The sequence below is a fragment of the Enterobacter sp. Crenshaw genome (genome assembly GCF_024734705.1).
Lineage (GTDB): Bacteria > Pseudomonadota > Gammaproteobacteria > Enterobacterales > Enterobacteriaceae > Enterobacter > Enterobacter asburiae_B.
In genome coordinates this window covers 2,969,325-2,983,162 of record NZ_CP102932.1, presented here as the reverse complement: position 1 = coordinate 2,983,162, position 13,838 = coordinate 2,969,325, and the positions used below count along the sequence as shown (strand labels likewise).

Here is a 13,838-nt window from a genome sequence, read left to right as displayed (position 1 = left end):
GGCTCTCTGGTGACAGAGAGCCTTTTTTATGACTCAGAACGCGGCTGTAGCTGATAAATCCAGGCCTGAACCTGCTTGCCTTCAAGGGTGGTCACCGTGACCTCAACGCGATCGTAGCCGTCTTCAAATTCGTCCAGCATTTGCCAGTGCGCGGCAAGGTTATCCGAGATAAACAGATAGCCGTCGACGCGGGGGCCGTCAGGGTGGAGCACAATTCCCGGGAAGTCCGCCGCGGCGCCCCAGCCGCGTTCGTAAAACGTGCCGGATACGGAACCGGCCAGCCATTCGCCGCCGATGTTTTCAAGAATATGCGCATTAGCGTGGCCCGGGCGCAGCGTGCCGTAGACAAACAGAGCGTTCATTTTCCCTCATCCGCAAAGCAAAAAGCCTGCTTTAAAAGCAGGCTTTTTAAATTTGGCTCCTCTGACTGGACTCGAACCAGTGACATACGGATTAACAGTCCGCCGTTCTACCGACTGAACTACAGAGGAATCGTTGTGGAGGCTTATCTTAGCGGCGAAAAAACTTTTGTCAAACCTGATCTTAGGGAAAATCGACTGATTGCTGATTCTGTCGTCAGTTTGTTGTAAATCCACACATCTTTTTCTGGAAAATACTTTGCAGGATTAGCATTTGTCCCCCATCATTTGAAATGGAGTTTCAACTTTTCTCGCTAAGGTCCATTTTGAACGTCACTGCCTCCTTACGCCAGGCGATAACGCGCACGCCATGGTATGCAAAACGTAAAAGCTATCGTGTCCTGTTCTGGCGTGAAATCACCCCTCTTGCCGTGCCTATCTTCCTGGAAAATACCTGCGTTCTGCTGATGGGGGTTTTGAGCACCTTCCTGGTGAGTTGGCTGGGGAAAGAGGCGATGGCAGGGGTTGGGCTGGCGGACAGCTTTAACATGGTGGTGATCTCGTTCTTTGCCGCCATAGACCTCGGGACGACGGTGGTGGTGGCCTTTAGCCTCGGCAAGCTTGATCCCAAACGTGCACGCGAGGCGGCCCGCCAGTCGCTGATGATCATGACCATTTTTTCGATCGTTCTGGCGGCGGTGATCCACTATTTCGGTAAAGAGATTATCGACTTTGTCGCCGGGGAGGCGACGAACGAGGTTAAAGACCTGGCGCTGACCTACCTGGAAATGACCGTCTTAAGCTATCCGGCGGCGGCCATTGCGCTGATTGGCAGCGGTGCGCTGCGCGGGGCGGGCAACACCAAAATTCCGCTGCTGATCAACGGCGGGATGAATATCCTGAATATCATTATCAGCAGCGTGCTGATCTACGGCGTGTTCTCGTGGGAGGGGCTGGGGTTCGTCGGTGCCGGACTGGGGTTAACCATTTCACGCTATATCGGTGCGGCTGCCATCATCGGGGTGCTGATGGCGGGGATCACCCCCTCGCTGCGCCTGACGCTAAAAAGCTATTTCCGCCCCTTTAATTTCGCCATTATCTGGGAAGTGATGGGCATCGGCATTCCCGCGAGCATTGAATCGGTCTTGTTCAACGGCGGGAAGCTGCTCACGCAGATGTTTGTCGCCGGGATGGGCACCGACGTTATCGCCGGTAACTTTATCGCCTTCTCTATTGCCTCGCTGATTAACCTGCCGGGTAACGCGCTGGGTTCAGCATCCACCATTATTACGGGTAAACGGCTCGGGAAAGGGCAGATAGGCCAGGCGGAGCGGCAGCTGCGGCACGTGTTCTGGCTGTCGACCATTGGGCTGACGCTGATCGCCTGGGGAACCGCGCCGTTTGCCGGGCTGATGGCCTCGTTCTATACCCACGAAGATGACGTTAAAGAGGTCGTTAAGATCCTCATCTGGCTCAACGCGGCCTTTATGCCCATCTGGGCGGCCTCATGGGTATTACCCGCCGGGCTGAAAGGGGCGCGCGATGCCCGCTTTGCGATGTGGGTATCGATGCTCGGCATGTGGGGATGTCGCGTTGTCGCGGGGTATACGCTCGGGGTGATGCTCGGATGGGGTGTGGTCGGCGTCTGGCTGGGGATGTTCCTCGACTGGGCCGTGCGGGGCGCGCTGTTCTACTGGCGAATGGTCAGCGGACGCTGGCTGTGGAAATATCCGCGAAAAAATGCCTGACAATTGCGCGAAGTGGAGAATAATTCGGCAAACGATCGGAAATGTGCATTCTGCCTTTGACATCCCGGGGGAGCATCGATAATATGCGCCCCGTTCACACGATTCCTCTGTAGTTCAGTCGGTAGAACGGCGGACTGTTAATCCGTATGTCACTGGTTCGAGTCCAGTCAGAGGAGCCAAATTTGAAAAGCCTGCTTTTAAAGCAGGCTTTTTGCTTTTCTGCGCAAGGTAAACGCAAAACGGCAACCGGGTTGCCGTTTTTAGTGTTTGCACCCTCTCCCGTGGGAGAGGGCTGGGGTGAGGGCACCAGCCCGCACTATGCACTATCGAACCAAACCAATCGGCGTCGTCGCCTCAACCAGCCACTCACGCGCTTCGCTATTCACCAGAGGTGAGAGCGCCTCGCGTACCTGCCGGTGATACGCATCCAGCCACTGCTTTTCCTGCTCGCTCAGCAGATGCAGCTCAACCTGACTTAAGTCGATCGGGATCAGCGTCAGCGAGGCAAACCTGCAGAAACCCGGACGGCTCTCCACAATCTCCACCTGGTTTTCAATACGAATACCGTGGCTGTCGCCCAGATAGTAGCCTGGCTCGATAGTCATGATATTGCCCGCCACCAGCGGCCACGGGTTAACCTTTTTGGCGATGCGATGCGGGTTCTCGTGGATCAGCAGCTGGTGCCCCACGCCGTGACCCGTACCGTGATCGTAATCCAGCCCCATCTCCCACAGCGGGCGACGCGCAAACGCATCCAGCTGATGCCCCTGAGTCCCGGAAGGGAACTGCAGGGTAATGAGCGACAGGAAGCCTTTCAGCACGGCAGTGTAGTGCAGGCGCTGCTGCGGATCGACCTGACCCCACGCCAGCGTGCGCGTGGCATCGGTGGTGCCGTTAGCATACTGGCCGCCGGAATCGTTCAGGTAAAAATGGTCATGGCCGATGGGCTTATTGCTGGCCTCGCTCGAATGGTAGTGGCACATCGCCGCATTGCTCGAAGAGGCGGAGATGGTTGCAAAACTCTGCTCGATGAACCCGGGCTGCTGTTGACGGAACGCAAGCTGCTGCGTCTGCGCGTCCAGCTCGGTGAGCGGTTGTCCTGCCGCCTCGCGCAGCGGCACTTCGCGGCTCAGCCAGGCGAGGAAGTTGACCCACGCGGCCCCGTCCCGGTGATGGCACTCGCGATAACCCGCCAGCTCGACCGGGTTTTTAGTCGCTTTCATCAGGGTGATGGGGTCGGTCCGCCAGACAATTTCTCCCCGTGGTTCAACGGCGAAGCGCAGGGCAACCGGCGCGGAATCGGCATCAATCATCACCCGTTTGCCTACGGCAATCTGCTGGCAGCGTTCAATAAAGGTATCCTGCGGCGCAACGGTGAACGCATTGCGCACACCGTCAGGCAGGGCGCTGAGCTTATTGTCGTTAACAAACCACTCAACGCTACCATCACGGCTGAGCAGGGCGAAGGAAAGAGGAACCGGGCTAAAGGGGATATCTGATCCACGCACGTTTAGCAGCCAGGCGATATTATCCGGCAGTGTGACGGCGAGATAATCGGCATTGTTTGCGGCCAGCACGGCGGCGACGCGCTGACGTTTGTCCGCGCTGCGTTCGCCGCTGTGTTCAACCGGCATCTCACGGATAAGCCCCACCGGTGCGGCCGGGCGATCGGTCCATAGCGTGTCAAACGGCGAGACCTTCAGCGGCACCAGCTCGCACGGCGTGGCTGACAGTTGCTCAAACTCCGCGTTGGTCATCAGCAGCGCGTCAAAACCGATGCGCGTTCCTGCCTCAACGTTTTCTGCCAGCCATTCCGCCAGCGGCTCGTTGTGCAGGTGGTGGATCTCAACCTCATCCGTATTGACCTGAACGCGCGCCTGAACCTGATAGCGCCCGTCGACGAACAGCAGCGCTTTGTTTTTCAGCACCAGCGCCACGCCGGCCGAACCGTCAAAGCCCGTCAGCCAGGCCAGCTTTTCGTCGTAAGGCGCGCAGTATTCGCTCTGCCAGGCATCCGCCCGCGGGACGATCATCCCGTCGAGATGGCTGGCCTCAAGCCAGTGGCGCAGGGCAGAGAGCGGTGATGTGCTGGACATTGTTTTTCCTTATCGTGATTAGCGGAATGGCGGCTCGTTGAAGGTGCGCAGCTTGCGGGAATGGAGCCTGTCACCTTCTGCCCGCAGCAAATCAATGGCGCGAATACCAATCTGCAGATGCTCTGAGATAGCCCCTTCATAGAAACGGTTGGCCTGGCCCGGCAGCTTAATTTCACCGTGCAGCGGCTTATCGGAGACGCACAGCAGCGTGCCGTAAGGAACGCGGAAGCGATATCCCTGGGCGGCAATGGTGGCGCTCTCCATATCGATCGCCACCGCGCGGCTCAGGTTGAACCGCAGCGCGGAGGCGGAGTAGCGCAGCTCCCAGTTGCGGTCATCCGTTGTGACGACCGTGCCGGTGCGCAGGCGCTGTTTAACCTCTTCGCCCGGCATGCCGCTGACCTCTTTGGTGGCGTCATACAGCGCGCGCTGTACTTCGGCGATGCTCGGGATTGGGATATCCGGCGGCAGGACCGCATCAAGCACGTGATCATCGCGCAGATAGGCGTGGGCCAGCACGTAGTCGCCAATCAGCTGGCTTTCACGCAGGCCGCCGCAGTGGCCAATCATCAGCCACACGTCCGGGCGCAGTACCGCCAGATGGTCGCAGATGGTCTTGGCATTTGACGGGCCAACGCCGATGTTAATCAGCGTGATGCCCTGGCCGTCTGCGGTGATCAGATGCCAGGCGGGCATCTGGTGCTTTTTCCACGCCAGGTCGGAAATGGCCTGCTCGGGCGCTTCGGTCTCCGCGGTGATCCAGATCCCTCCCGCGCAGGACAGCGCGATGTACGGGCTCTCCGGGTCGAGGATCTGGCTGCAGCCCCAGCGGACAAACTCGTCGACGTAGCGGGTGTAGTTGGTAAAGAGCACGAACGGCTGGAAATGTTCGACTGGCGTACCGGTGTAGTGGCGCAGGCGCGCCAGGGAGAAATCGACCCGTCGGGCATCAAAGTGCGACAGGGGAGAAAATTCTGCCGGGTGATAAATCCCGTCGGCCGTCTCATCGCCAATCTGGGAAAGTTCCGTCGTCGGGAAGTGGCGGGTCAGCCCCGCGCTCATGGAGCGGTCAAGGGTTAACGCCGAACCGTCAATCACGTACGGATACGGGATCTCATGCTGCGAGGGCTCAACGGCAATGTGCGCGCCATAATCCTGGTACAGCAGCGTAAGCTGTTCTTCAAGATACGGGCGGAACAGCGCAGGGCGGGTGACGGTGGTGCTGTAGCAGCCGGAGTGGGTAAAGCGCGCGTAGGCGCGGGTTTTGGGATTACTGCTGGCGCTGCCGTCCCAGGTCACAGAGAGCGATGGATAAACAAAAAGGCCCTCGGTTCTGGCCTTTTGGTCGGGAAGTTTCCCTGTTTCGATATATTCGCTGATGGCGCCGCGCAGCGCGTTGACGGACTGTTCGTACAGCGCGTCGAGTTTTTCCAGCGCCTGAGCCGGGGTCAGGCTGGAGCCCTTATTATTCATCTCTGTCTCCTTGTTCCACAGGTGTGCGACTCTACCCGATAGTATGTCACACGCCTGTGAAACAAAAGGGAGATCAGCCGTGGCTCGTCTCTTTCATCAGCAGCGCCGTCGCCGCCGACAGCAGGCAGCCGGCCAGCAGATAAATCGCCACGCTGTGCCAGTTGCCGCCGGAGAAGGTCACCAGCGCGGCGGCAATAAACGGCGTAAATCCGCCGCCGACCACGCTTGCCACCTGGTAGCCCACGCCCGCGCCGCTGTAGCGGTAGCTTGCGCCAAACAGCTCGGTGAACATCGGCTGCTGCACGCACACCACCATGTCGTGAGCGATATTGGCGAGCATGATGGCGAAGAAGACAATCCAGAAGATCGACTGCGCCTCGAGCGCCATAAAGAATGGCCAGGCGCTGAGGGTGCCAATCAGCGCCCCGGTGATGTAAACGCGACGGCGGCCAAACCTGTCAGCCAGCCAGGCGAAGCAGGGGATAGTCAGACAGCTTATCCCGCCGACCAGCAGGCCAATATTGAGGAACAGCTCGCGCGGCAGACCAAGGTTCTGCGTCGAGTAGTTCAGGGCAAAGGCGGTGACGATATACATCGTCAGCAACTCGCACAGGCGCAGGGCGATAATTTTCAGAAAAGCGCCAGGGTGCTGAACCAGTGCTTCCATCACAGGCAGACGCTTTTTGGCGAGCGGTTTTTCCAGCTGTTGTTTTTCAAACTCAGCCGACTCCTCCATCCCGTTACGGATCCACAGCGCGGCGATGACCAGCACGATGCTGAAGATGAACGGAATACGCCAGCCCCAGCTCAGGAACTGCTCGTCGGTGGTGAGCTGGCTGATTAGCGATACCAGCCCGGTGGAAAGCAGAAGGCCCACGCCGTACCCGACCTGTACGCCGCTGCTGTAAAACGCTTTCTTATTTTTCGGCGCGCTCTCTACGGACAGAAGCGCCGCCCCGCCCCATTCGCCGCCGACGGCGAAGCCCTGGATGGCGCGCAGGGTGACCAGCAGTACCGGCGCCCACCAGCCGATAGAGGCAAACGAGGGGAGAATACCAATCAGCGCGGTGGCGATCCCCATCATCCAGACGGTGAGCATCAGCATGCGCTTGCGGCCCAGGCGGTCGCCGAAGTGGCCGAAGATCACACCGCCCAGCGGGCGAAACAGAAAGCCGACGCCGAAAGTGGCAAACGCGGCAAGCGTGCCCATCGCAGGGCTGACCTGGGGAAAAAACTCGCGGTTAAACACCAGGGCGGCAGTGATGCCGTAAAGCAGAAAATCATACCAGTCGACGACGGCACCCGCGAAGCTGCCTAAGGCTGCGCGGCGGGCACGATTGAGCGAAGGTGTCTCCTCGTTGGGACGATCGGAGATGAGGGTGGAGTCCATAGTTGTCCTGTCCGTACTGATTTTTAATTATTGGTATAAGAAAAGGTCACTCACGTTGCGCCCGTCATATAAACGGAACCTATGAGACTACCGCGACAGAACGCCTGAGAAAACGTTTTTATCTTTCCGGATGGTGCTGAATAAATAAATTTCATCTTCCCCTGCCTCGAGATAAATCAGTCTGTTTGGCTCCGGTTAGCGCTGAATGGATTACAGTAATAGTTACCGCTGCGTGGCTTAAGCTGAGGGAATAACGATGCAACGCACCTTTTCGGCATTCTGGATGGTCCTGTTTTTATTCGTCGCACCGCTTCATGCGGAGCCCAACGTCTATGGTGAACAGCGTATCAGCGGCTGGTGGAATGCGCTGACGGATGATATTTCGCAAACCTGGGAAGAGCCTCAGCGTTACGATCTGTACCTGCCGTTTCTGAGCTGGCACGCTCGCTTTATGTACGACAAAGAAAAAACCGACAATTACAATGAAATGCCGTGGGGCGGAGGCTTGGGCGTTTCCCGCTATAACGAAGAGGGCAACTGGAGCGCGCTGTTCGCGATGATGTTCAAGGACTCGCATAACGAATGGCAGCCCGCGATGGGCTATGGCTGGGAGAAGGGCTGGTATCTGGATGATGCCAAAGATTTCCGCCTTGGACTCGGTGCCGCGGCGGGCATCACGGCGCGAGATGATTTTGCAAACTATGTCCCGCTACCGTTTATCTTCCCGCTGTTTTCCGCCGGGTATAAGCGCGTTACCGTCCAGTTCACCTATATTCCAGGAACCTATAACAACGGCAACGTGCTCTTTGCCTGGCTGCGCTTAGGCTTCTAAAGGGTGATCACCTTTTTTGCCACGGCGTTAGACAATACCAGCATGGAGAACAGAACTGAGGTGACGAAGGTGAGCACAATCAGCGCCAGCTTCATACCGAGAGAGGTCACCGGTATCAGCGCCGTCAGCAGATGAAACACCGAGTAGTGCACAATATACACGCCGGTCATCGTTTTGCTGATGGCGGCCAGAATGGACTCCTTAAATTCAGCATTGCGGCGAAAGCGCACGCCGTTCGCCGCAATCACCAGCGCGATGATCAAAATGTAAATCTGCGAGCCGGTGAGAATAAAGGCGTTTCTGTCCGCCTTGAACAGCGCGAAGAAAAAGTGGCGCTCGTAAAACCAGGTGAAGAGGTAGATAAACGGGATGGCGACAACCGCCGCCCTGACGACATTTTTGCGGCTAATCCACTCGGCAATTTTCGGGTCGCAAAAGAGTTGCCCCGTCAGATAAAACAGCAGCCATGTCCACAGCCGATACTGCGGTGAAAGAGAAAGGGCGTGCGTTCCAGGATAGAGCGCTGACAGCAGATCGTATCCGTAGGAAAAGAGCAGCAGGGCGGCAATCGAGCCGCAGAACAGCCTTCGCCGCTGGCTGAGCCACTCCACCGCCGGGTGGAAGGTGTAAATCACCACAAACGCAAACACGAACCAGGGCTGGATTAAATACCCGCGCTGATAGGGCTCCCACAGGTAGTAGATCGTAATCCAGAACAGAAAAACAATCACCAGACTTTTAATTTTACCCAGCTGCCAGCGGGTGCCGTGCCGTGATTGTCCGTCGAGATAGCCCGCAACGACAAAAAACAGCGGCGTGGCAATCGTCGAAATAAAGGTTAAAAACCCCAGGATCCAGTGATAGTCATAATCATAATGATCCCAGGTGTTGTAGATGGTAAAGAAGGTCACCGCCGTCATACAGCCCAGCGTCTTGATAATGTTCAGCCCTGTCGCATTCATTGTTGTTTGGCTTCGTCCTTACGATGGAAACACGCATAGATCACGGGGAGTACCAGCAGCGTCAGGATTGTAGCAAACCCCAGTCCAAACATAATCACAACGGCCATGCTCTGGAAGAACACATCCAGCAGCAGCGGAGCCAGGCCAAGTACGGTCGTAAACGCGGTGAGCAGGATGGGGCGCAGACGCGAGGTCGCGGCGTACACGATCGCGCTGTGCTGATCCTTTTGCGTTTTCTGCTGTTCGATCTCTTCCACCAGCACGATGCCGTTGCGGATCAGCATGCCGCTCAGGCTCAGCAGACCAATCAGCGCCATAAAGCCAAAGGGAATGCCGGTTAGTAAAAATCCCGGCGTCACGCCAATCAGCGCCAGCGGTACGGTCAGCCAGATAGCGACCGCATTTTTTACCGAGCTGAACATCAGCACCGTAATGACAAACATCACCAGATACCCGAGAGGTAGCGTAGTGAATAGCCCCTGCTGCGCTTCGCTGGAGTTTTCCGCGTCGCCCCCCCACTCGATGCTGTAGCCGTGTGGCAGGGTAAGGGCATCTACCTGCGGCTTCACCCGGGCGAGAATGTCCCCGGAGGTTTGCTGGCTCAGCGGGTCCGGGTCCGTCTGCACCGTCAGCACCCGCGAGCGGTCGCGTCGAAGGATGAGCGGATCTTCCCACTCCAGCGAGAAGCGGCTGACGACGTTACTCAGCGGGATATACTGCTGCCGCGTCTGGCTCCAGACCAGCACGTTGTTCAGGTGACTGGCGTCCAGCCGTTCGCTCTCAGGCGGGCGCACCACGACCGGAAGCAGGTCACTGCCTTCCCGGTACAGCCCCGCCCGGCTGCCGGAGAAGTTCATCTCCAGCGCGTTATCAACGTCCTGCTTATCTACGCCAAGCTCGCGGCCAAGGGCGGCAACGTACTGTGGGCGGATCACCTTGCTGCGGTTTTGCCAGTCGTTCCTGACGCTGCCCGTGGCCGGGTCGCGCGTGAGGATATCGTCCACCTGGCTGGCAATCAGGCGCAGCCGGTCAGGGTCCGGGCCTTTAATGCGCACCTCAATGGCGCTGTCGCCGGAGGGGCCAAACATCACGCGTTTGGTGCTGGCGTTGACCTGCGGATAGTTTCGCGCGATGTACTCGTCCACGTGGCGCGTCAGGGCGGAGATGTTGCGCTGGTCGTCCATGCGCACCATGATCTGCGCATAGTTGCTGTACTGGCGCTGTCCGCTGTAGGTCAGAATAAAGCGCATACTTCCCTGACCAATGGTTGAGACGGTGGTCTCCACGCCAGGCTGGCCGTTAATGGTTTTTTCGATATCGCTGGTCATTTTCTCAGTCCACTTGATATCGGTACCGTAGGGTAACCACAGGTCGACAAAGAAAATGGGCGTATTAGACGACGGGAAAAAGTTTTGCCGTACGGCGCCGAAGCCCCAGACAGACGCTGCCAGCAGCGCAGCCATCACAATGAGCGTCGGTGCCTTATGGTGCAACAGCGTGTTAAGCAGGCGCTGGTAGGCGCGGTAGAGTCGTTTATCGTAAGGGTCTGATTCGTCGGTTTTATCGGGCGCGCTGTCGTTTTTAAACAACCACCACTTAATCAGCACCGGGGTGAGGGTGAGCGCCGAAAACCAGCTCAGCATCAGGGAAATCAGCAGCACCTGGAACAGGGATTTACAGTATTCCCCGGTGGAATCCTGCGACAGCCCGATAGGGGCAAACGCCAGGATGGCAATCACCGTCGCCCCCAGCAACGGCAGGGCGGAGCGGCGGATGATGTAGTTTACGGCGGTTAACAGCGGGGAGCCCTGCTGTCGGGCAATCAGCACCCCTTCGACAATCACGATGGCGTTATCCACCAGCATGCTGAGGGCGATAATCAGCGCCCCAAGCGAGATGCGCTGTAGCTCAATGCCACACAGATACATAATCAGCAGCGTGCCCAGCACGTTAAGGGCGAGAGAAACCGCAATGATGATCCCGCTGCGGACGCCCATAAAGATCAGCAGCACGCCGATGACAATCGCCAGCGCCATCAGGAAGTTAATAATAAAACCGTTAACGGAATGGCCCACTTCAGCGGCCTGATCGTAAAACAGGTCTATCCGTATGCCTGCCGGTTTTTCCGCCGACATCTGGTTTAGCTTCGCCTCCAGCGCGTGGCCCACGTCGATCACGTTCACCCCGGGAATAAACGAGACGCCCATGGTGACGGCTTTTTTGCCGTTGGCATGGTAGATACTGGCTGGCGATTCGTTCAGCCCGCGCGACAGCGTGGCGATATCCCGCAGACGCGTCGCCGCCCCGGTGCCGGAAGGCGTGATGATGAGATCCGCCAGTTCATCAAGATTCCCGAACTCGCCGGTCGGGTGCAGGCGAATGGATTCGGTGCCGGAGGTGATTTCTCCTGCGCTGGAAACAACGTTAAGTCTGCTGAGCAGGGCGGAAAGCTGGTTCAGCGTAATGCCGCGCGCGGCCATTTTGCTCAGGGAGATATCAATGTTGACCTGCTGGCTAATCGCCCCACCGATGGCGACCTTCGCAACCCCCGGGACCAGAATTAACTCGCGGCGAAGCTGCTCCGCGTATCTCACCAGTTCAGGGTTACTGAATTCATTCCCGGAAATGGCGAAGAAGAAGCCGAACACGTCGCCGAAATCGTCATTTACAAAGGGCGTGACGACGCTGGGCGGGAACTGACGCGAGGCATCGCCCACGCGGCGGCGCAGTTCATCCCAAATCTGCGGCAGCTCGTTCGAGTGATAGCGTGACGCGATGTTAACGGTGATTTGCGACAGACCGTTTGACGAGATAGAGCTGACGTTATCCAGATAAGGCAACTGCTGAAGGGCATTCTCCAGCGGAAGCGTCACCTCTTCTTCCACCTGCTGAGCGGATGCGCCGGGGTAGTGGGTGACCACCACTGCGGTTTTGATGGTAAAGGCGGGATCTTCCAGCCTGCCGATATTCAACAGGGCAAAAATCCCCCCGATGCCCAGCAGCAGGATCGTTAGCCAGACGCGAACAGGGTTATTAATAAATTGACGAGAGATATCCATTACAGGCCCCGTTCACGCGTCCAGATACGCACCGGCTGGTTAGCATGGAGCTCCCCAACGCCCGCGGCCACCACGCGCTCGCCCGCCTTAAGCCCGCTGGTAATCACCACGCCTTCGGTGCTCACTTGCCCCACGCTGACCTTGCGGTCTTCAAGATGGAGCGCGTCGCCTTCGCCCGTTACGACCCAGACGTGCGGTTCATTGCGCGGGCTGTTGTCCGGGTTAAAAACTGCCTCAACCGGGACGACCAGCGCCTGAGCGTCCGCGCCCGCCGGGAGGTTGGTTAAATTGATGGTCACCGTACCGCTTACGCCGCCGACGGCGGGAAAATCATCTGGCCGCGGCATGGTCAGTATCACCTGCCAGGTCAGGGTATTGCTGTCGCTGCTGCCCGAGTGCTCTTTGTAGACGGCGGTAAATTCCCGATCCGGAATGGCGTTAATTCTCACTACCGGGCGATACTGCGCGTTGCGGATATCAAAGGTCTTAAACAGGTTTTCAGGGATGCTGAACACCACGTCAAGTAGGTCGGTGCGGGTTAACGTCGCAATGGGCTGTCCGGGGGACACCACCTGATGGTTTCGGACATGTACGCTGGCCACCGTCCCGCTGAAGGGGGCGACGAGCGTCATCTGATTCAGCTCTTCCCGGGCAATCTGCAGCGCCGCATTCGCCGAATCGCGGTTCGCACGCTGCACGTCCATTTCCGCTTTCGAAATCGCCTTCCGGCCCGCCAGCGTCTGGAAGCGATCGAACTGCCTCTGGGCCAGCGTCGCCGCCGTTTGTCTGTCGTTAACCCGCTGCTGGGCTTCACGGGCGTTCAGTCTGGCAAGCTGTTGCCCCTGCTTGATGGCTGCGCCCTGACGCACATCGAGCGCTTCAATTTGACCTGCGCGCTTGAAGGAAAGGTCTGTGGCATCGCCCGATTCAATGCGGGCGGGGAAAACGCGCTGCTGGGCGTGACCGGGAACCGTCACCTCCGCCACTTTTACCATCCTGGGAAGGGGAGAGTCTTGCTTCGGTTTCGGGTCGCACGCCGTGAGCGTTAACAAAACGAACGGTAAAAGAGAGAGGTAGCGGTTCACTGTATTCCCCTAATAAATAACTGTTTTATTTATTCCATAACCTGGACAGGGGTGACACTATTCTGCCAGAACAGTGACGACCATATAGGTAAATAAACCAATCGCCGTGCTGGCGATAATGGCAAGCGCAATAAACATACCCAGACGGATCAGGCTTAAACCATACATACATTCCTCCATGAGCCGGAAGCGGTAGCTGACTATGAGCATAGTCGGCGAAAAGATAAATGTTAAATAACCATTATCAGTGGGGAAGCGCTAAACCTGATATTCCTGTGCTACGTTTAATGTTAATCATCTTTTTTTTCCGTAACTGGCATTAAGGGCAACCCCCTGCATTTAATGCGTTTTTTTCTTCATTCACTCTCGTGTTGGTTATAAAAAGGATGCTCGATATGTATAAAAACATTCTCGTTCCGGTGGATGTCTACGAGACAAGCCTTGCGGATAAAGCGTTGCAGCATGCACAGTTTCTGGCGCAAAGCGCATCGGGTGACATTCATTTGCTGCACGTCATGCCCAAATTTTCAGCCGAACTGACGCGTGGTTTTATTTCAGATGCGCGCAAGATGGATGAATATATGATTAATAATTCAAAAGAAAAGCTGTCTGACCTGGTCAAAAAAGTAAATCTGCCAGAAGAGCGTGTTCATCTCCACGTCCGTAGCGGGAATGTTCGTGATGAGGTTATTAAGCTGGCGGATGAACTTACCGTCGGCGCGATTATTGTCGGCTCGCGAAATCCAAATATTCAAACCCATTTGTTAGGATCGGAGGCGGCAAGTATTGTTCGTTACGCACATGTTCCTGTTTTCGTTATTCGTTAATTACATA

10 protein-coding genes and 2 tRNA genes are annotated in these 13,838 nt (G+C 57.1%); 4 read left to right on the top strand and 8 right to left on the bottom strand.

Features of this window, described 5'->3' with window-relative positions; translation table 11 throughout:
* Positions 1 to 26: 26 nt before the first annotated feature.
* Both NWV12_RS14300 and NWV12_RS14295 read right to left on the bottom strand, forming a co-directional pair.
* Positions 27 to 362, bottom strand: a complete 336-nt coding sequence (locus tag NWV12_RS14300; protein ID WP_101744603.1) for a gamma-glutamylcyclotransferase family protein — start codon at positions 360 to 362, stop codon at positions 27 to 29.
* 53 nt (positions 363 to 415) lie between these two features.
* Positions 416 to 491 (bottom strand) — tRNA-Asn (locus tag NWV12_RS14295).
* A gap of 161 nt (positions 492 to 652) precedes the next feature.
* Here NWV12_RS14295 and emmdR point away from each other — a divergent pair.
* Together emmdR and NWV12_RS14285 are read left to right on the top strand one after the other, a co-directional pair.
* Entirely contained in the window at positions 653 to 2,107 is a 1,455-nt protein-coding gene (gene emmdR, locus NWV12_RS14290; protein WP_123244567.1) for a multidrug efflux MATE transporter EmmdR, read from the top strand.
* 103 nt (positions 2,108 to 2,210) lie between these two features.
* Positions 2,211 to 2,286 (top strand) — tRNA-Asn (locus NWV12_RS14285).
* 144 nt (positions 2,287 to 2,430) lie between these two features.
* On the opposite strand, the gene NWV12_RS14280 is transcribed toward NWV12_RS14285, so the two are convergent.
* The 3 genes from NWV12_RS14280 to shiA form a co-directional block, all read right to left on the bottom strand.
* Positions 2,431 to 4,203 carry an aminopeptidase P family protein gene (locus NWV12_RS14280; protein WP_048979817.1) on the bottom strand — a complete coding sequence of 591 codons (1,773 nt, stop codon included), beginning with the start codon at positions 4,201 to 4,203 and terminating at the stop codon, positions 2,431 to 2,433.
* An 18-nt stretch (positions 4,204 to 4,221) separates the two neighbouring features.
* Positions 4,222 to 5,676 carry an AMP nucleosidase gene (locus NWV12_RS14275; protein WP_048976440.1) on the bottom strand — a complete coding sequence of 485 codons (1,455 nt, stop codon included), beginning with the start codon at positions 5,674 to 5,676 and terminating at the stop codon, positions 4,222 to 4,224.
* Between the two features lie 73 nt (positions 5,677 to 5,749).
* Complete coding sequence (gene shiA / locus NWV12_RS14270) at positions 5,750 to 7,066, bottom strand: shikimate transporter (protein WP_048979815.1); 1,317 nt, start codon at positions 7,064 to 7,066, stop codon at positions 5,750 to 5,752.
* 256 nt (positions 7,067 to 7,322) lie between these two features.
* Here shiA and pagP point away from each other — a divergent pair, with 256 nt between their 5' ends.
* Positions 7,323 to 7,898, top strand: coding sequence for a lipid IV(A) palmitoyltransferase PagP (gene pagP / locus NWV12_RS14265; RefSeq protein WP_033145939.1), 576 nt, complete (start codon positions 7,323 to 7,325; stop codon positions 7,896 to 7,898).
* Here the strand turns inward: pagP and NWV12_RS14260 are convergent.
* From NWV12_RS14260 to NWV12_RS14250, 3 genes are read right to left on the bottom strand one after another with little or no spacing between them, the layout of a single operon-like run.
* Positions 7,895 to 8,860, bottom strand: coding sequence for an acyltransferase (locus tag NWV12_RS14260; protein ID WP_048979814.1), 966 nt, complete (start codon positions 8,858 to 8,860; stop codon positions 7,895 to 7,897). The genes pagP and NWV12_RS14260 overlap by 4 nt on opposite strands.
* Complete coding sequence (locus NWV12_RS14255; RefSeq protein ID WP_048979813.1) at positions 8,857 to 11,919, bottom strand: efflux RND transporter permease subunit; 3,063 nt, start codon at positions 11,917 to 11,919, stop codon at positions 8,857 to 8,859. The genes NWV12_RS14260 and NWV12_RS14255 overlap by 4 nt, the downstream gene beginning before the upstream one ends.
* A complete protein-coding gene (locus tag NWV12_RS14250; RefSeq protein WP_048979811.1) occupies positions 11,919 to 13,004 on the bottom strand; it encodes an efflux RND transporter periplasmic adaptor subunit in 1,086 nt (361 codons plus the stop codon). Before NWV12_RS14250 ends, NWV12_RS14255 begins: the two co-directional genes overlap by 1 nt.
* A gap of 395 nt (positions 13,005 to 13,399) precedes the next feature.
* Here NWV12_RS14250 and NWV12_RS14245 point away from each other — a divergent pair, with 395 nt between their 5' ends.
* A complete protein-coding gene (locus NWV12_RS14245) occupies positions 13,400 to 13,831 on the top strand; it encodes a universal stress protein (protein WP_023312348.1) in 432 nt (143 codons plus the stop codon).
* Positions 13,832 to 13,838 lie beyond the last annotated feature (7 nt).